Raw genomic sequence first — 17,940 nt, forward strand, 5'->3', positions numbered from 1 at the left:
CGCGCAGCGTCCCGCGTCGCCGCCCGGGCAGGGCACCGGCCCTCTCACCGCGACCGCCCGTTCGACCATGGTCACCACCAGGGCTCCCTTTCCCCGGCCACCGCTTCGAATCCGCCGCGGAGAATCCACGAGGTGGAAAACCGATCCGGACGATTCGTCGCGATTCGCCGCTGACGACCGGTCTGCCTAGCGGAGCACCGCCGGACGAACCCGCCGCCGAGCAATCATTTCAGCGGAGAATGACACCGCTGTGATTACACCGGTGTAGCTCCACTCGGTCAAGCGGAGCCAACCCGTTGAGGGACCCCGCGGTGCCCGCCGCATGACGCAACTTCGGCGCACTTTTGTTCGCAGCCCAATACTCCAGGTGGCGGCGTCGCGCAGCGCCGATCGACGCTTTTCACCCGCCGGTCCCGTGCGCCCGTCGCGGGGCGGGGACACTGAGGGGGTGAACAAGCGCGTGAGTCCCCTGTTCCTCGGCCTGCTCGGCGTGACCGTCCTGGGCGGTGTGCTGGCCACGTTCGACAACTCGTTCGCCGGCGTCACCGGCGTGGTGCTGATCGTCCTGGGCGGTTGGGCGACGTCGTTGTGCCTGCACGAGTTCGGGCACGCGATCACCGCCTTCCGCGGTGGCGACCGCGCGGTGCAGGCGAAGGGCTACCTGACGCTGGATCCGCGCCGCTACACCGATCCGGTGCTGAGCATCGTGCTGCCGCTGCTGTTCGTGATCGCCGGTGGCATTCCGCTGCCCGGTGGCGCGGTGTGGATCAACCACCACGCGCTGCGCTCCCGGCGCACCGAGTCGATGGTGTCGCTGGCCGGGCCGCTGACGAACCTGGTGCTGGGGATGCTGATCACCGCGGTGGTGCAGCTGTTCCCGATGCCGGGGCACTTGGGCGCGGGCCTGTCGTACCTGGCGTTCCTCCAGGTGATCGCGTTCGTGCTGAACATCCTGCCGATCCCGGGCCTGGACGGGTACGGGGCGATCGAGCCGTGGCTGTCGTACCGGGCGCGCGAGCTGGGCGAGAAGGCGCGGATGTGGGCGCCGCTGGTGCTGTTCCTGCTGCTGTTCGCGGTGCGGCCGGTGGCGCAGGCGTTCTTCGGGATCGCCTACCTGATCTTCGGCGCGGTCAGCGGCGACACCTGCCTGGTCCAGGTCGGCCAGCTCACGTTCCGCTTCTGGGAGCTCTCCAGCTCCAACGTGACCCCGGAGATGTGCGCCGTGATCCGGTGACGCAGCGGACATCGACCGCCCCCAGGTTCCCGACCGGAGGGCCCCGTCCACGTGCGAGGATCGCGGGGTGAAGGTCGTAGCACTGGTCGGCGGAGTGGGCGGGGCGCGGTTCCTGCTGGGAGTCAAAGCAGCGCTGGGCATGCCCGCGCTCGGCGAAGGTGACCGCGAGTCCCCGCACGAGGTGACCGCCGTGGTCAACATCGGCGACGACGCGTGGATGCACGGATTGCGGGTCTGCCCGGACCTCGACACCTGCATGTACACGCTCGGCGACGGCATCGACTCGGCGAAGGGCTGGGGACGCGTCGACGAGACGTGGTCGGTGAAGGAGGAGCTGGCCGCCTACGGTGCCGAACCGAGCTGGTTCGGGCTGGGCGACCGGGACATCGCCACGCACCTGGTGCGCTCCCGCATGCTGCGGGCGGGGTATCCGCTCTCGGCCGTGACGGAGGCGCTGTGCGATCGCTGGCGGCCCGGCGTGCGGTTGCTGCCGATCAGCGACGACCGGGTGGAGACGCACGTCGCCATCGAGGACCCGGCCACCGGCGAGCCCGCCGCGGTGCACTTCCAGGAGTGGTGGGTGCGCCACCGCGCGGAGCCGGTCGCGAACGCGATCGTGCCGGTCGGCGCGGACGAGGCGACGCTCGCGCCGGGCGTGGCCGAGGCGGTCGCCGAGGCGGACGTGGTGCTGGTCGCCCCGTCGAACCCGGTGGTGAGCGTGGGCACGCTGCTGGCCGTTCCGGGATTCCGCGCGGCGCTGCGCTCGACGAAGGCGCCGGTGGTGGGCCTGTCCCCGATCATCGACGGCCGTCCGCTGCGCGGCATGGCCGACGCCTGCCTGACCGCGATCGGCGTGGAGACCTCCGCCGAGGCCGTCGGCAGGCTCTACGGTTCCCGCTCGGAGTCCGGTGACGGCGTGCTCGACGCCTGGCTGGTGCACACCGGCGACAAGGCCGACGTGCCGGGCGTTGCCGTGCGCGACGTGCCGCTGCTGATGTCCGATGTGGACGCGACGGCGAAGATGGCGCGGGCCGCGTTCGCGGCGGCCGGGCTCTCGGTTCCGGAGGGGTCATGAGGGATCACGCGGCGACCGCGGGGCTGCAGCTGTTCGCGGTGACCGGACTGCCGGAGTTCGGCCCCGGCGACGACGTGGCGGCCTCCGTCGCCGCGAACGCGCCGTGGCTGTCCGACGGGGACGTCGTGGTGGTCACCAGCAAGGTCATCTCGAAGGCCGAGGACCGGATGGTCCGCACCCCGGCCGATCCGGAGGCCAGGGAGCAGCTGCGCCGCGAACTGGTGCGCTCCGAGGCGACGGCGGTGCTGGCCCGGTTCCGGAACACGCTGATCACCCGCAACCGGCTGGGCATCGTGCAGGCCGCGTCCGGGGTGGACGCCTCGAACGTGGCGCTGGACCGGATCGCGCTGCTGCCGGAGGACCCGGACGCCTCCGCTCGCCGGTTGCGGGCGGGGCTGGCCGACCGGCTGGGCGTGCAGGTCGCCGTGGTGATCACCGACACGATGGGCCGGACCTGGCGCAACGGGCAGACCGACGCCGCGATCGGCGCGGCGGGCCTGCGGGTGCTGCATCACTACGAGGGCAGCGTCGACGCGCAGGGCAACGAGCTGGCCGTCACCGAGGTCGCCATCGCCGACGAGATCGCGGCGGCGGCGGACCTGGTGAAGGGCAAGCTCGGCGGCGTGCCCGTCGCGGTGGTGCGCGGGCTGCGCACCGAGGACGACGGCTCCACCGCCCGCGACCTGACCCGCCCGGTGGAGCACGACCTGTTCCGGATGGGGACGAACGAAGCCCTCGCGCAGGGGCGCCGGGAAGCGGTGCTGGTGCGCCGGTCGGTGCGCTCGTTCAGCGCGGAACCGGTGGACGAGCAGGCCGTGCGGCGCGCGGTCGGTGCCGCGCTGACCGCTCCCGCGCCGCACCACACGAAACCGGTCCGGTTCGTGTGGCTTCGGGACCGGGCGCTGCGCGCGAAGCTGCTCGACGCGATGCGCACCGCGTGGCTGTCCGACCTGCGCGGCGACGGCCGCGAGGAGAGCTCCGCGCAGCGCCGGGTGGGCCGGGGCGACCTGCTGTACTCGGCGCCGGAGCTGGTGCTGCCGTTCCTGGTGCGGGACGGTTCGCACGCCTACCCGGACGCGCGGCGGTCCGAGGCGGAGCGGGCGATGTTCACCGTCGCCGGCGGCGCCGCGGTGCAAGGGCTGCTCGTGTCGCTGGCGGCGGAGGAGCTCGGGTCGTGCTGGGTGTCCTCGACGTTGTTCTGCCCCGACGTGGTGCGGGCCGCCCTGGAGCTGCCGGAGTCGTGGGAGCCGCTGGGCGCGGTCGCCGTCGGCCACCCGGCCGAACCGGTCGACGGCCCCCGCCCGCCGCGCGACCTCGACGACGGGCTCGTGGAGCTGTGAGCTCCTGAACTGCCGGAACCGCGCCGTCGCGACGCCTCGCCGGACGGCGCCCTCGCCGCCGGAGGTGGTCGGGGACACTGGTGCGGTGACGACGGAGCAGAGCGACCACGTGACCGGTGAGACCGCGCACGACGAGGAGCTGCACGCGGACGCGGTGCGGACGCTGCGCTACTGGGCGCCGGCCGAAGCCGCGCAGGAGGCGCTGCGCCACGCGTTCCTCGCGCTGCTCGACGCGCGCCCGGACGCGTGCCGCCGCGCGTGCGCGCCGGGGCACGTGACGGCCTCCGCCGTGCTGGTGGACGCGGCCGGGGAGCACGTGATGCTGACCTTGCACCCGCGCGTCGGGAAGTGGCTGCAGCTCGGCGGGCACTGCGAACCGGAGGACGCTTCGCTGGCCGGTGCCGCGCTGCGCGAGGCCACCGAGGAGTCCGGGGTCGACGGGCTGGTGGTGGCGCCGGAGCCGGTGCACGTGGACGTGCACCCGATCACCTGCTCGCTCGGGGTGCCGACGCGGCACTTCGACGTGCGCTACGTCGTGCGGGCGCCCGCGGGCGCGCAGCCGGTGCGCAGCGACGAGTCCCTGGACCTGCGCTGGTGGCCGATCGACGCCCTGCCCGCGGACTCCGACCTCGGCCCGCTGCTCGACGCCGCCCGCCCGCACCTGCGGTGATCGGGAAGGCTCACCCGACGAGCCGGAGCTCGCACCGGATCCGCTCCGTCCGAGCCGGCCGCCGATCCCCCGTCACCAACGCCATCCCGTGCGCCTCGGCGACCGCCACGTACGCCGCGTCGTAGGCGGTGATGCTGCCGCGGAGATCCCGGATCCGATCCGACACCGGCGGCGTGAGCGGTGGATTCGTGATGTAGGTGGCCTTCAAACGGCGGAGCACGACTTCGGCGTTCTCCTGGGTGATCTTGCGCCCCGGTACCAGCCCGCGAAGGACGTTCATCGGCTCAACGGACGGATGTGGCGGGGCAGCCCAGCCGGGTCTGCCCCCGGCGTCGTCCTGATCTGCGGGCCGCTGTGATCTCCTCCCAGGAAGAACGCCACCAGGGTCGAAGTGTCGACAACGATCACGCGGCGCCCGTCTCCTCCGGCTAGCCGGGCGCCGCACCACGCGCCGTTCGCACGGCATCCACGATCTCGTCCATGCTGAGCGGCCCGCCGCCGACCGGTTCCATCTCGGCGATTTCCGCGTTGCGCGCGAACTTCGCCTCCCGTTCGAGGACGAGGAGCAGGTAGTTCTGCATCGACTGCCCGCTGCGCTCAGCAGCGCGACCGAGCAGCTCTTTGACCTCGTCCGGCACGTTCCGAACCGTTATGGCCGTCATGCGGTCATTGTGCTGGCATCGCGGGCGTCAGCGTGGCGGGTCAGCTGTCGCGGTAGTCGCGGGCGGGCAGGCGGGGGCCGAAGCGGGGGCGGGTGGCTCCGGCGGCGCTCAAGTAGCGCACGGCGCGGTGGCGGTGGCCCGCGTAGGGGGCGAGCGCGTCGAGCATCTCCGCGTCGTCCATCGGCCGGCCCGCCAGCGCGAGGCCCACGATCGTCGGCAGGTGGTAATCGCCGACGCTGACCGCGTCCGGATCGCCCCAGGCCCGCTGCGCCACCTCCGCCGACGTCCACGGGCCGATGCCCGGCACGTGCTCCAGCAGCGCGCGGCCCTCCGCGCCACCGAGGTCCACGGCCCGCTCCAACCGGTGCGCGACGCCCGCCGCGGCGATCAAGGTGCGCCGACGGGCACCGTCGACGCCCGCCTTGTGCCACTCCCAGTCGCGGATCTCCCGCACCTGGCGCGGAGTCGGCGGCGCGCACAGCCCGCGCGGCGCGGGCCCCGGCGCGGGAGTGCCGAACCGGCGGCACAGCTCCCGCCAGGAGCGCCACGCCTCCCGGTTGGTGACCTTCTGCTCCAGCACCGCCGCCACCAGCACGTCCCACACCCGGCCGGACGAGCACAGCCGCATCCCCGGCGCGGCCCGCCTGCCGCGCCGGACCATTTCGTGCGCGGCGACGAAACCACCGTCGTCGTCGGCGGCACCGAGCAGCTCCGGCACGCGCGCGAGCACGACCTCCGCACCGTCGCCCCAGGCCTCGGCGGTGACCTCGCCCGCCGGGTCGACCGCGATCCGCAGCGTCGCGGCACCGCGCGCGGTGGTCGTCGCCAGCCACCACGCGCCGGAGTCCGCCACCGAACTCGTCGGATCGCCGCTGCCCCTGCGCAGCGGCGAGAGCACCCGCGCCAGGTCGAACGGGCCCGAGGGCGACCAGGTCGTGCGCATCAGCTCGTCATCTCCGGTCCGCCGAGAACCGCACGCCACCGGCGGGGATCTCCACCGACGGCCACACGCGGGCGCCGTCGAGCAGTTCGCAGCCGTCGCCGACCACCGCGCCGTCGCCGATCACCGCGCCGCGCAGCGTCACGCCGGAGCCGACGCGGGCGCCCGCGCCGATCACGCAGCCCCGCACCTCGGAACCGGCGCCGACGTGCGCGCCGTCGAACAGCATCGAGCCGGTGACCTGCGCTCCCGCGGCGACGACGGCGTCGGCTCCGACGGTGCTGCCGCCGTCGACCACGGCGTCCTCGGCCACCCGAGCTCCCGGCAGGACCAGCGCCTCCCCCGGCCGTCCCGGCAGCGCCGCCGACGGCAGCTCACCGCGCACCAGGTCCGCCGAGCCCCGCACGTACGCGGCCGGGGTCCCCATGTCCAGCCAGTACGAGGAGTCCACGTGGCCCTGCAGCCGCTTGCCGTCGGCCAGCAGGCCGGGGAAGGTCTCCCGCTCCACCGACACCCGGCGCCCCGCCGGGATGTCCTCGATCACGGGCCGGCGGAACACGTAGCAACCGGCGTTGATCTGGTCGACCGGCGGATCCTCGGTCTTCTCCAGGAACGCGGTCACCCGGCCGTCGGCGTCGGTCGGAACGCAACCGAACTGGCGCGGATCGTCCACCTTGACCAGGTGCAACGTCACCTCCGCCGCGCTGCTGCGGTGCGTGTCGACCAAGGACCGCAGGTCGAGGCCGGAGAGGATGTCCCCGTTGAACACCAGCACGTCGCGCTCCCGCAGCAGGTGCGAGACGTTGCGGATGGCGCCCGCCGTGTCCAGCGGCTCGTCCTCGACGACGTACTCCAGCTCCAACCCGAACGCGGAGCCGTCGCCGAAGTGCTCCGCGAACACCTCCGCCTTGTAGGAGGTGCCGAGCACCACGTGCTCGATGCCCGCCGCCCTGATCCGCGCCAGCAGGTGGCTCAGGAACGGCACTCCGGCGGTGGGCAGCATCGGTTTCGGCGCCGAGAGCGTCAGCGGGCGAAGCCGCACGCCCTGGCCACCGACCAGCACCACCGCCTCCGCGTCGCGCAGCGGGCCGGGCGGACCATCGGGACCGGCGGTCATGCCGGACCTCCTTCCTCGCGCCGGGGTTCGCCCCGGCCTCCGGTACGGGTCGCCGTGATGCCCGCCGAGGGGGTTCTCCCCCGAACGCGCACCGGGCGTGCCCAGTAGATCCTGACGAAAACCCGTTGGGGGGAATACTGTGACAATGGTGGCGGCATAATGGAGGCCGGGCTCCGGCTCAGTGGAATCGGTCACCTCCATGCCTGATCACCGCACCCCGCCACGGCACCGCAGGACCCTCCCGGAGCACGACACGACGTCGTGCGCCGGACGGCACGGCGGCACCGCGGCAGCGAGTTCGAGGCGCCGGACCCGTCCGGCCGTCCCGGATCGCTCCGAGCACGAACGCCACGAGCGGCGTCACGACACCACTGCCTCGGCGTCGCGACGACCCGCACCGTGGTGGCACCATGATCGTCGCGTCGCGGCGGGGCACCACCCCGCGGCACGTGACGAGAACACCGGGCAGATCACCCACACCAATTCCGGCCGCGGGCCGGGGGCGGCGGATACAGTGCGACGACGCGGACCGGTACCGGAAACCGCGCCGCGGCGCGGATCGAAGTCGAACCCCGTGCCGCGACGCGGACGGGGCACGCATACCTTGCCGCGAGACGGCGAGAACACGAAGGGACCGCGGCGCAGCGAGCACCTCAGCGTCGCACCGCGGTAGCGCAACGGTCGCGACGCGGCCGAGAACCCGACGGCGAAAGCATGGAGAGGCACCGCTATGGACCCGCGGGACCGAGCCGACGAAACACTTGCTCGTGCGCGGGCACGGGGCACGTTCGTCGTCACACCGGACAACGCCAGCTCGCCGATGGACGCTTCGACGACCGTGCGGATCCCGCGCACCGTGGTCGCCGCCGCCGATCAAGCCCCGGCCGACACCGACTCGACCATGGCCATCCCGCAGTCCGCCCGGCAGCAGCAGCGCCCTGAGCAGCGGCAGCAATCGCAGACCGGGCAGCAGCAGGCGCAGGCGGGACAGCCGCAGTCGCAATCGCAGACCGGGCAGCAGCAGGCGCAGTCCGGACAGGCGCAACAGCAGACCGGGCAGCAGTACTCGGGACAGCAGCAGCCCGCGCCGCAGCAGGCGGGGCAGTACGGCGGCCGGCAGCAGGGCCAGCAGCCGTCTTCGCAGCAGCAGCACAACGACGGGTACAGCTGGCCGGCGGAGGACTACGGGCAGCTGCCGCCGAACCCGTACCAGGCGCAGCGCGGCGAGGGCCAGTTCGGCCCGCTCGGTTCGCGAGCGGCTCGGCAGAACCAGCAGTACTAGCCCGCGGCGCGCACCGGCACCGCCGGGATTCGTCGCCGCGCCCGCCTGCTCGCGGGAAGCCGGTTCGGGCGCCGCGGACCGCGCGGCGCCCCGACCCGTTACTTCGCCTTCGCGCGCACTTCCAGCCGCGCCCGGACCGCCAGCGCGGCCCGCAGCGCGAGGCGCAGCGGCGCCCACACCGCGCCCCGGTGCCGGTCGGCGAGGTAGCGGTAGGCGCTGCGGTGGTGCTCCACCAGCATCCTGCCGGGCGTCTTCGACGTGGCGTGCCCGCCGACGTGCGTGATCCGGGCGCTCGGCACGTACACGTTGAGCCAGCCCTTGCGGGCCAGCCGGTCGCCCAGGTCGACGTCCTCGAAGTACATGAAGTAGCGCGGGTCGAACCCGTCGATGCCGTCGAAGGCCTCGCGCCGCACCAGCAGGCACGAACCGGACAGCCAGCCCGCGGTGCGCTCGGCGACCTCCGCTTCGGACTGCCGGTAGGCGCGCGTCCACGGGTTGCTCGGCCACACCCGGCCGAACGCGGCGTGCCCGGCGCCGCGGCCCAGCGAGGGCAGCAGCCGGGCCGACGGGTAGACGTCGCCGTTCGGTTCCGTGATCAGCGGGCCGAAAGCGCCGCCGCGCGGCCAGCGGGCGGCCGCGGCCAGCAGCTCGTCCAACGCGCCCGGTGCCCATTCGATGTCCGCGTTGCTGATCACCACCCAGCCGACCTCGGGTCCGAGCGCGGCCACGCCGCGGTTCGCTCCCCCGCCGAAGCCGAGGTTCGCCCCGGTCGGGAGGAATTCGACGTCGGCGCGGGTCTCGGCGGCCTGTTCCGGCGTCCCGTCGGTCGACCCGTTGTCCGCGAGGATCACCCGCACCGGGCGGTCGGTCGCCGCCTTGATCGAGTCGAGGTTGCGGTCCAGGGTCTCGCCGGGCGAGTAGGTCACGATGACGATGGCGAGCTCGTCGCCTTGGCTGCGGGAGGAGGCGGTCACGCCCGGACATTCTGCCGAACGGCGTTCGGCGGCCTCGGGGCGGTGAGCCCGTGTCAGCGGGTGCGGCGGTGCACGTGGTGCGCACGGGAGTAGGCCTCGCGGTGCTCGGCCGCGCACGCGGCCCAGGTGAACTCCTTCGCGCGGCGTTGCGCGGCGGTCGACAGGGCCGAGCGCCGGGCGGGGTCGTCGAGCAGTTCGGTGAGCCCGCCCGCGATCTCGGCGGGCCCCACGCCGCAGTAGGCGACGGCGTCGCCGCCGACCTCCGGCAGGCTCAACCGCCCGGTCGTGAGCACCGCCGCGCCGCAGGCCATCGCCTCCAGCACCGGCAGCCCGAAGCCCTCGCCGATGCTCGGGTAGGCGACCACCTGCGCCCCGCCGAGGAATCCGGGCAACTCCGGGAACGGCACGTACCCGGCGCGGATGACGCGGATGCGGTGCGGCACCGCCTCCAGCGCCCGCTCCACCCGGGTGTCCCAGCCCGGTTGCCCGGCCAGCACCAGCGCCGGGTCGTCCGCGCGACCGCGAGCCGCCGTGGTGAAGCCCTTGATCAGCGCGGGCACGTTCTTGCGCGGTTCGAGGGCGCCGAGGAACGCCACGTACGGCTGGTCGCGCAGGCCCAACCGGTCCCGCACGGCGCGGACCTCCGCGGGCGACGGCGGGTGGAAGTGGTCCGGGTCGACGCCGTGGTGCATGACGTGCACGGCGTCGCGGTCGGCTCCGGCGCTGCGCGCCAGCTCGTCGGCGGTCGCCTCGCTGGGCACCACGCACAGCGTGGCGCGGCGCAGCGCGGCCTTCGTCCAGGCTCGGAAGAAGCGGGCCTTCACCGGCGAGTGCAGCGCGGCGTCGGTGAAGAAGGTCGCGTCGTGCAGCGTGACCACGGACGCGGCCGGGTTCGCCAGCGGCGTCGTGTAGTGCGGCGAGTGCAGCACCTGCGCTCCGAGCCTGCGCACCAGCCTCGGCAGCGTGGTCTGCTCCCAGGTGAGCCGGGCCGTGCGCGTCGCCACCGCCTCCGCGGCCGGGATGATCCGGCTGTTCGGAGCGAGCCGCCCGTACAGCGCCGCGTCCCGCGGCTGGCAGGCCACGCTCAGGTGCGCGCCGTCCTGGTCGAGGGCGGCCAGCAGCGAATCGACGTAGCGACCGACGCCACCGCGGTCCGCGGGAACGGCGGTGGCGTCGACGAGCAGCTGCGGCTCACCCCTGTGCACGCGTGCAGCGTACGGGGGTGCCGGAGCCGATCGTGGTGGGTTCCGCAAATCCGGTTCACGTTCGGCCGAGGTGCGCTCGCCACACGTCGCGGGCGGCGCGGTCCCAGCTGAAGTGCTCCGCGCGGCGAGGTCCGGCCTCGGCGAGCTTCGCCCGCTGATCCGGGTCGTCGACGACGAGGCGCAGGGCGCGGGCGAGCGCACGCGGGTCGGCCCGCCGCACCGCGAGGCCCGCCGTTCCCGCGACCTCCACCAGCGCGGGGACGTCGGAGTGCACCACGGGGGTGCCGACGGCCATCGCCTCGATCAGCGGCAATCCGAAACCCTCGGCGAGGCTGGGCGCGACCAGGGCGGTGGCGAGGCGCAGCAGCACCGCGAGTTCGGCGTCGCCGACCTGGCGCAGCACGCGCACCCGCTCGGCGGGCAGTCCGCACCGCTCGGCGAGGCGCAGCGGGTCCACGTCGCCCCAGCCCGGTTCGCCGACGATCACCAGCGGGATCGCGGGCGCTTCGGGCCGGGCCAGCGCCTCGATGAGGTGCTCGTGGCCCTTGCGCGGTTCGAGGGTGCCGATGATCAGCAGGAAGCGCGGCGGCAGCGTCGCGGCGACGATCCGCGCATGGTCCGGTTCGGGCTCCGCCAGCAGCGCCGGGGACACCCCTTCCCCGACGACCTGGACCGCGGCGCGCACCGAGGTCCGGTTCGCGAGGTCGGCGGCCACGGCCTCGGTCGGCACGACGATCGTGTCCGCGTCGCGCGTCGCGCGGCCGATGGCGCGGCGGTGCCAGGCGACTCCGCGCGGGGTGAGCGTCTCCGGGTGCGTCCACGGGACGGTGTCGTGCACCGTGACCACGAGTCCGCGACCTCGTTTGCGCGGCGGGGCGAGCGGGGTCATGGCGTGCACCGAGTCGCCGCCGGGCCACAGCGGCAGGCCGTGCTCCCACGCCGTGATCAGGGCTTTGCGCGGCAGCGGCAGGACTTTCGGGGCGCCGACGCCGTCGACGGCGGCTCGGTCGGGGTCACCGGTGCGGCTGATCGCGGCGGTGACCTCCCAGCCGTCGGGGGCGGTCGCGGCCAGCGCCGCCAGCAGTTCGCGGGTGTAGCGGCCCGCTCCGCCGGGCACTGCGGCGACGAGCTGCTCCGCGATCACCACCAGTTCAGGCACGTGCTCACCTTAACCACCGGCTCGTGCCCTTCTCACCAGGTCAGCCCCCCTGCGCTCCCTTCAAGATCCACTCGACTCCCGCCTGAGCGCGATTTCGCGAGAAATTGCAAGGCACGCCCTCGGACGGAGCGGGGCGTTTTACCAGCTCAGGCGCTATTTCCGGGGACGTTCCGCTGGTATGCGCTTCGCGATTTCTCGCGAAATTGCGCGAGTTGTCCACAGCGGCGCGATCCATCCACAACTGCGGGGTCGCCGGGTGGGATGTGGACCGTTCCGCCGCTGCGGAGGGAGCGGGGAGGGAGTGAACGGACCGTTCGTCCAGCCGGATCGGACGAACGGTCCGTTCACTCCCGTCGCCAGGTGGCGCCGGGAGTCGCCGGGTGTGGACAGCGGGACGGTCTCGGCGTGGCGCGGGCTAGGGTTCCGGCGAAGTCGCCGCGCCGGTCTCGGACGGTGTCGGTCTCGGTCGCTGTCGGTCTCGGGCGCTGTCGGTCTCGGGCGATGCCGGGCTCGGGCGATGCCGGTCTCGGGCGCTGTCGGTCTCGGGCGATGCCGGGCTCGGGCGATGCCGATCTCGGGCGCTGTCGGGTTCGGGCGCTGTCGGGTTCGGGAGATGCCGGTCTCGGGCGGTGCCCGGGCCGGGCGGTGCCCGGTCTCTGGTGATGCCGGGGCCGGGCGGTGCCCGGGCTCTGGTGATGCCGGGGGCGGGCGCGACGGTGCTCTTCGAGGGGGTGGTTCGGATGCGGGGCGGTGTGCGCAGCACGGTCGTGGTGGTGACGTGGCGCGGACGAGCGCACCTCACCGCCTGCCTGGACGCGGTCGCCGCTCTCGATCATCCACATCGGACACTGGTGGTGGACAACGCCTCCGACGACGGCAGCGCCGAGCTGCTCGCCCGGCACCCGTCGGAACCGGACGTGCTGCGGCTGCCCCGCAACGTCGGCTACGCCGGCGGCATCGCGGCGGCGCTGCGCCGGGTCGAGACGCCGTTCGTGGCCTGGCTCAACGACGACGCCGCGCCGGATCCGGGCTGGCTCGCCGCGCTGGAGGACGCGCTCGACGCGGATCGCGGCGCGTGGGCGGCGGCCTCCGCGATGCGCACGCCGGACGGCGCACTCCAGTCCGCCGGGGTGCGCCTCACCGCGGACGGGCACGGTGCGGACATCACCGATCCTCCGGGAGCGGCCGAGGAGGTGTTCGGGTTCTGCGGCGGCGCGGCGCTGCTGCGGACCGCGGAACTCCGCGCCGCGGGCGGCGTCCCGGAAGAGTTCTTCTGCTACTACGAGGACACCGACACCGCGTGGCGGCTGCGGCTCGGCGGCGGCCGGGTGGTGTTCGTGCCCGCAGCGGAAGTCGTGCACCTGCACGGCGCCAGCACTCGGCCCGGCTCGCCGCGCTTCCACCGGTGGAACGAGCGCAACCGGCTGCTGGCGCTGCTGCGCTGCGCCCCGGCTCGGGTCGCGGCGGCCGAGCTGGCCCGCTTCGCCGCGCTGACCGCGGTGCTGCCGCTGCGCCGCCTGCGCGGAGCCCCGGTCCCGCCGGTCAACTTCCGGCTCCCGCTGCGGCTGCGGGTGCTCGCGGAGGTCGCGGCGATGACCCCGGCAGCGTTGCGCGCCCGCCGCGCACCGACGGTGCTCGACCGAACCGCGCTGTGGACCCGCTGGTCCGGCCGCTGACCACCGGAGCCGAACCCGAGCCAACGGGCCGTTCGCCCGACGAGACCGGACGAACGAGCCGTTCACCCACCCCGCACGCCTTCCGGAACGGAGTGAACGGACCGTCCGACCAACCGGATTGGACGAACAGGCCGTTCACCCACTCCACCCCTGCCCCACCGATCGACGAGCCGATCGAGGTGAACGGACCCTTTGCCCAACGGGATTGGACGAACGGTCCGTTCACTCACCCGCAGGAGCCGACGCACGGCCGTCCGAGACGGGTGAACGGACCGTTCGACCAACGGGATCGGACAAACGGGCCGTTCACTCGACATGGCCGGTGAGGTGAACGGCCCGTTCGCCCAGCGGGACTGGACAGACGGTCCGTTCACTCACCCCTGTTCCGCTCTGATCGGCGAGCCGGTCGGAGTGAACGGATCGTTCGTCCAACGGGATTGGACGAACGGGCCGTTCACTCCGGCGGGGTTCGCCCGGGTGCCGGGATTGGGCGGATTCGCGGACTGTGTGCGTTCGGCGCGCGGGGATAGGGCACGCTTAGGGGGTGGCTGTTACCTCCGAGTCCGCTGCACTGCCCGCCGTTTCCGTGATCGTGGTCAACTACCGCGGCGCGGACGACACGATCACCTGCCTGCGCGCGGTGCGCGACGAGCTGGACTACCCGGCGGACCGGCTGGAACTGATCTGCGTCGACAACTCCCCCGGCGACGACGAGGCTGCTCGCATCCGCCAGGAGCTCCCGCAGGTCACCGTCCTGGATCCGGGCTCCAACCTGGGTTTCGCCGAGGGGTGCAACCTGGGTTCGCGGTCCGCGTCCGGCCAGGTGCTGGCGTTCTTGAACAACGACGCCCGGCCCGCCCGCGACTGGGTGCGGGCGGCGGTGGCGGTGCTGCGCGCGGAACCGACGGTGGGCGCGGTGGCCAGCAAGGTCCTGGACTGGGAGGGCGAGCTCGTCGACTTCGTCGACGGCGGGCTCACCTGGTTCGGCATGGGCTACAAGCGGCACGCGGGCGAACCGGACGACGGCGGGCACGACGCGCCGCGGGACGTGCTGTTCGGCACCGGCTCGGCGTTGTTCGTGCGCGCGGAGCTGTTCGCGGCGCTGGGCGGGTTCGACGAGCGCTTCTTCATGTTCTACGAGGACGTGGACCTGGGCTGGCGGCTGAACCTGCGCGGCTGGCGGGTGCGCTACGAGCCGCGGTCGCTGACCTTCCACCGCCACCACGCCTCGATGGCGGAGGTGTCCTCGGCGCGGGAGAACTTCCTGCTGGAGCGCAACGCGCTGGCCGCGCTCTACAAGAACGTCTCGGACGAGACGCTGGCGAAGGTGCTGCCCGCGGCGATGGCGCTGGCGATCCGCCGGGCCACGGCGCGCGGCGACGTCGACGCGCGGCAGCTGGAGATGGCGCGGCGACCGGAGGGCCCGGACTTCGACGACGACGTGCCGATCTCGCGGGACGCGCTGGCGGGGATGCTGGCGATCGACCAGTTCGTGGAGCTGCTGCCGCAGCTGAAGGAGGCCCGCGAGGTCGAGCAGGCGGCCCGGGTGCGCACCGACGCCGACCTGGTTCCGCTGATGCGCAAGGCGATGGAGCCCGCCTACCCGTTGCCGCGCTACCTGGCGGCGCACGAGGTGCTGGTCGAGGCGTTCGGCTTGGACGAGGTGTTCGGGCGGCCCCGCAGGATCGCGGTGCTCACCGGGGACTCGGTGGCGGAGCGGATGGCGGGCCCGGCGATCCGCGCCTGGCACATGGCGGAGGTGCTCAGCGCCGAGCACGACGTGCGGCTGGTGAGCGTGAACGCGCACGTGAACCCGCCGGAGTCGGCGTTCCCGGTGGTGGCGGCGAAACCGCGGGAGCTCGGCGCGCACGTGGACTGGGCGGACGTCGTGATCGTGCAGGGGCACGTGCTGGAGATGGTGCCCGCGCTCAAGCACGCGGACTCGACGAAGATCGTGGTCTGCGACGTGTACGACCCGATGCACCTGGAGCTGCTGGAGCAGGGCCGCGACACCGACGACGAGCGCCGCGCCGCCGATCTGCGGGGCGTGACGAAGGTGCTGAACACCCAGTTGCGCCGCGGTGACTTCTTCCTGTGCGCCTCGGAGCGGCAGCGGCACTTCTGGCTGGGGCACCTGGCTTCGCTGGGCCGGTTGACGCCGGGGCTCTACGACACGGATCCGACGGTGCGGTCGTTGCTGGAGGTGGTGCCGTTCGGCTTGTCGTCGGTGGCGCCGCGCCGCACCGGTCCGGCGATCAAGGGCGCGCAGCCGGGGATCGATGCCGACGACAAGGTCGTGCTGTGGGCCGGTGGCGTCTACAGCTGGTTCGATCCGCTGACGCTGCTGCACGCGGTGTCGCAGGTGGCGCAGCGCCACCACGACATCCGGTTGTTCTTCCTGGGCATGAAGCATCCGAATCCGGACGTGCCGGAGATGGGCATGGCCGACCGGACCCGGCACCTGTCGAGCCGGTTGGGCTTGACCGGCAAGCACGTCTTCTTCAACGAGACGTGGGTTCCCTACGCGCAGCGGCAGAACTACCTGCTCGACGCCGATTGCGGCGTCACCTCGCACTTCGAGCACGTGGAGACGACGTTCGCGTTCCGCACCCGGGTGCTGGACTACCTGTGGTCGGGGCTGCCGGTGGTGACCACCGACGGCGATTCCTTCGCCGACCTGGTGCTCCAGGAGGGCTTGGGCGTGGTCGTGCCCGCGGAGGATCCGGAGGCGCTGGCGGCGGCGTTGGAGAAGGTGCTCTACGACGCGGAGTTCGCCGCGTCCTGCCGGGAGCGCATCGAGGTGGTGCGGGAGCGGTTCACCTGGGAGTCGGTGCTGGCGCCGCTCACGGAGTTCTGCCGCGATCCGCGTCCCGCGGCGGACCGGCTCAGCGCCGCGAGCCCGCTGACCCGGACGCAGACGCCGGACCGGGTGGAGGCGGTGCGCCGCGACGTGGCGCTGCTGCGGGAGTACTTGGACGCGGGCGGCCCGATCGAGGTCGCGAAGCGGGCGGGCGGCCGGTTGCGCAGGCTGGCGGGCGATCGGCTGCGCAAGCGGTGAGCACCCCGCTGCGGGTCCTGCTCGACGGCACTCCGCTGTTGGGCAGGCGAACCGGGATCGGCCGCTACACGGCCTCGTTGAGCGCCGAGCTCGGGCGGATGTCCGATGTGGACGTGCGCGCGATCGGGTTCACCGCGCGGGGCTGGCGGGCATTGCGCGGCGCGGTGCCGCCGGGTGTGCGGGCCGCGGGGCTTCCGGTGCCGGCGCGGGCGGTGCGGGCGGCGTGGTCGCGGCTGCCGTTCCCGCCGGTGGAGTTGCTGGCCGGCGGGTGCGACGTGGTGCACGGCACGAACTTCGCGCTGCCGCCCGCGGTGCGCGCGGGCGGCGTCGTCACGGTGCACGACCTGGCGTTCCTGGACGCGCCGGAGGAGGTCGCCGAACCGGGTTTCGCCGAGCTGGCGCGGTCTTCGGCGCGGCGGGCGGCGGTGGTGTGCACTCCTAGCGCGGCGGTGGCCGACAGGGTCGCGGACCGGTTCGGCGTGGCCCGCGAGGACATCGTCGTCACCCCGCTCGGGGTGGATCCGGAGTGGTTCGAGGCGACCCCGCCGGGCGCCGACCTGCACCGGCTGGGCCTGCCGGACGACTACTTCGTCTTCGTCGGCGCCCAAGGCCCCCGCAAGGGCGTCGACGTGCTGCTGCGCGGCCACGATCGACGGCTGCCGCCGCTGGTGATCGCCGGCCCCGGGGAGGCGCGGCAGGTGCGCAACGTGCTGCGCACCGGGTACCTGCCGGAGCGGGAGCTGCGCAGCGTGGTGGCCGGGGCGCGGGCGCTGGTGCTGCCGTCGCGCGACGAGGGCTTCGGCCTGCCCGCGTTGGAGGCGCTGGCCTGCGGCGTTCCGGTGGTGTGCTCGGACCTGCCGGTGCTGCGGGAGGTCACGGGCGGATTGGCCGAGTTCGTGCCCTACGGCGATGCGGACGCGCTGCGCGCCGCGCTGGAGCGCGCCGAGACCGGGGGCCCGGACGCGGTCGCCGCCCGCCGGGCGCACGCGGCGGGCTTCACCTGGCGCGGCTGCGCGGAGGCGACGCTGCGGGCCTACGAACGCGCCCGGTGATGCGCGGCCGGTGCCGCGGATTTTCCGGACCGTGACCACCGGAGTCACTAGCAGTGCCATGGTTACCCCTCGGTAAGCAGCCCCTCACCGCCCGACGCAGCAGGCATTCGTAGCCGCAGGGCATTCCGATTGGTCCGCGTCGAATCATTTTTCCGATCGATATGGAAGCCTCTCGGAAATCGGTGCCACATCCCACAGCGGAACGACCAATCGTTTCCGCCCCACGTTCCTGAAGTGTCGTTTTCCGACGCTTTCGACGGGAATCCCCTAATAGCGAAAAAGCCGTTGGGGGAACACCCCCATGTCCAGCCGGCGACCACGCCCCTAGCGTGATGACCACGGACGGAACAGAACGGCGACGCGAAGGTCCCGGCGCGATCGGACTCCGGAAATCGAGGCTCGACGGTCTCGGTGGTGGCTGTGCGGCGGAGTTCCGATGACCTTGCCGGAACTGTTCCGGCCCGCTCGTGCGAAATCCCTGAACGGATGGTGCGAA

At 73.3% G+C, this 17,940-nt stretch carries 15 protein-coding genes; 8 read left to right on the forward strand and 7 right to left on the reverse strand.

Going from position 1 to position 17,940, the window contains the following annotated elements:
• Positions 1-448 precede the first annotated feature (448 nt).
• From BJ969_RS24020 to BJ969_RS24035, 4 genes are all read left to right on the forward strand, one after another.
• Positions 449-1,234 (forward strand): zinc metalloprotease, encoded by a 786-nt coding sequence (locus BJ969_RS24020; protein WP_184482315.1) that lies wholly within the window; start codon positions 449-451, stop codon positions 1,232-1,234.
• Between the two features lie 67 nt (positions 1,235-1,301).
• Entirely contained in the window at positions 1,302-2,309 is a 1,008-nt protein-coding gene (gene cofD / locus BJ969_RS24025) for a 2-phospho-L-lactate transferase (protein ID WP_184482317.1), read from the forward strand.
• Positions 2,306-3,649 carry a coenzyme F420-0:L-glutamate ligase gene (locus BJ969_RS24030; RefSeq protein ID WP_184482320.1) on the forward strand — a complete coding sequence of 448 codons (1,344 nt, stop codon included), beginning with the start codon at positions 2,306-2,308 and terminating at the stop codon, positions 3,647-3,649. The genes cofD and BJ969_RS24030 overlap by 4 nt, the downstream gene beginning before the upstream one ends.
• A gap of 85 nt (positions 3,650-3,734) precedes the next feature.
• The gene (locus BJ969_RS24035; RefSeq protein ID WP_425503576.1) at positions 3,735-4,319 is read left to right on the forward strand and encodes an NUDIX hydrolase; all 585 of its coding nucleotides are present in this window, start codon (positions 3,735-3,737) and stop codon (positions 4,317-4,319) included.
• Positions 4,320-4,329: 10 nt separating this feature from the next.
• Here the strand turns inward: BJ969_RS24035 and BJ969_RS24040 are convergent, their stop codons facing one another.
• The 4 genes from BJ969_RS24040 to manB all read right to left on the reverse strand — a co-directional run bounded on the left by BJ969_RS24040 (position 4,330) and on the right by manB (position 7,038).
• Positions 4,330-4,599: a PIN domain-containing protein gene (locus tag BJ969_RS24040; RefSeq protein ID WP_184482322.1), complete on the reverse strand. Its 270-nt coding sequence runs from the start codon at positions 4,597-4,599 to the stop codon at positions 4,330-4,332.
• Positions 4,600-4,747: 148 nt separating this feature from the next.
• Positions 4,748-4,981 (reverse strand): FitA-like ribbon-helix-helix domain-containing protein, encoded by a 234-nt coding sequence (locus tag BJ969_RS24045; protein ID WP_184482324.1) that lies wholly within the window; start codon positions 4,979-4,981, stop codon positions 4,748-4,750.
• A 40-nt stretch (positions 4,982-5,021) separates the two neighbouring features.
• Positions 5,022-5,924, reverse strand: a complete 903-nt coding sequence (locus BJ969_RS24050) for a DNA-3-methyladenine glycosylase family protein (protein ID WP_184482326.1) — start codon at positions 5,922-5,924, stop codon at positions 5,022-5,024.
• Positions 5,925-5,931: 7 nt separating this feature from the next.
• Positions 5,932-7,038, reverse strand: coding sequence for a mannose-1-phosphate guanylyltransferase (gene manB / locus BJ969_RS24055; protein ID WP_184482328.1), 1,107 nt, complete (start codon positions 7,036-7,038; stop codon positions 5,932-5,934).
• A 730-nt stretch (positions 7,039-7,768) separates the two neighbouring features.
• Between manB and BJ969_RS24060 the strand changes: the two genes are divergently transcribed.
• Positions 7,769-8,320: a hypothetical protein gene (locus BJ969_RS24060; protein ID WP_184482330.1), complete on the forward strand. Its 552-nt coding sequence runs from the start codon at positions 7,769-7,771 to the stop codon at positions 8,318-8,320.
• Between the two features lie 98 nt (positions 8,321-8,418).
• On the opposite strand, the gene BJ969_RS24065 is transcribed toward BJ969_RS24060, so the two are convergent.
• The 3 genes from BJ969_RS24065 to BJ969_RS24075 form a co-directional block, all read right to left on the reverse strand.
• Positions 8,419-9,294, reverse strand: a complete 876-nt coding sequence (locus tag BJ969_RS24065) for a glycosyltransferase (RefSeq protein ID WP_184482333.1) — start codon at positions 9,292-9,294, stop codon at positions 8,419-8,421.
• A gap of 53 nt (positions 9,295-9,347) precedes the next feature.
• Complete coding sequence (locus BJ969_RS24070; protein WP_184485731.1) at positions 9,348-10,478, reverse strand: glycosyltransferase family 4 protein; 1,131 nt, start codon at positions 10,476-10,478, stop codon at positions 9,348-9,350.
• A gap of 76 nt (positions 10,479-10,554) precedes the next feature.
• On the reverse strand, positions 10,555-11,658 hold the full coding sequence (locus tag BJ969_RS24075; protein ID WP_184482336.1) for a glycosyltransferase: 1,104 nt from the start codon (positions 11,656-11,658) through the stop codon (positions 10,555-10,557).
• 740 nt (positions 11,659-12,398) lie between these two features.
• Between BJ969_RS24075 and BJ969_RS24080 the strand changes: the two genes are divergently transcribed.
• The 3 genes from BJ969_RS24080 to BJ969_RS24090 all read left to right on the forward strand — a co-directional run bounded on the left by BJ969_RS24080 (position 12,399) and on the right by BJ969_RS24090 (position 17,444).
• Positions 12,399-13,334 carry a glycosyltransferase family 2 protein gene (locus BJ969_RS24080; protein WP_184482339.1) on the forward strand — a complete coding sequence of 312 codons (936 nt, stop codon included), beginning with the start codon at positions 12,399-12,401 and terminating at the stop codon, positions 13,332-13,334.
• 544 nt (positions 13,335-13,878) lie between these two features.
• Complete coding sequence (locus BJ969_RS24085; RefSeq protein WP_184482342.1) at positions 13,879-16,392, forward strand: glycosyltransferase; 2,514 nt, start codon at positions 13,879-13,881, stop codon at positions 16,390-16,392.
• Positions 16,389-17,444, forward strand: coding sequence for a glycosyltransferase (locus BJ969_RS24090; protein WP_184482345.1), 1,056 nt, complete (start codon positions 16,389-16,391; stop codon positions 17,442-17,444). Before BJ969_RS24085 ends, BJ969_RS24090 begins: the two co-directional genes overlap by 4 nt.
• Positions 17,445-17,940 lie beyond the last annotated feature (496 nt).

It is taken from the genome of Saccharopolyspora gloriosae, from assembly GCF_014203325.1.
Taxonomy (GTDB): domain Bacteria; phylum Actinomycetota; class Actinomycetes; order Mycobacteriales; family Pseudonocardiaceae; genus Saccharopolyspora_C; species Saccharopolyspora_C gloriosae.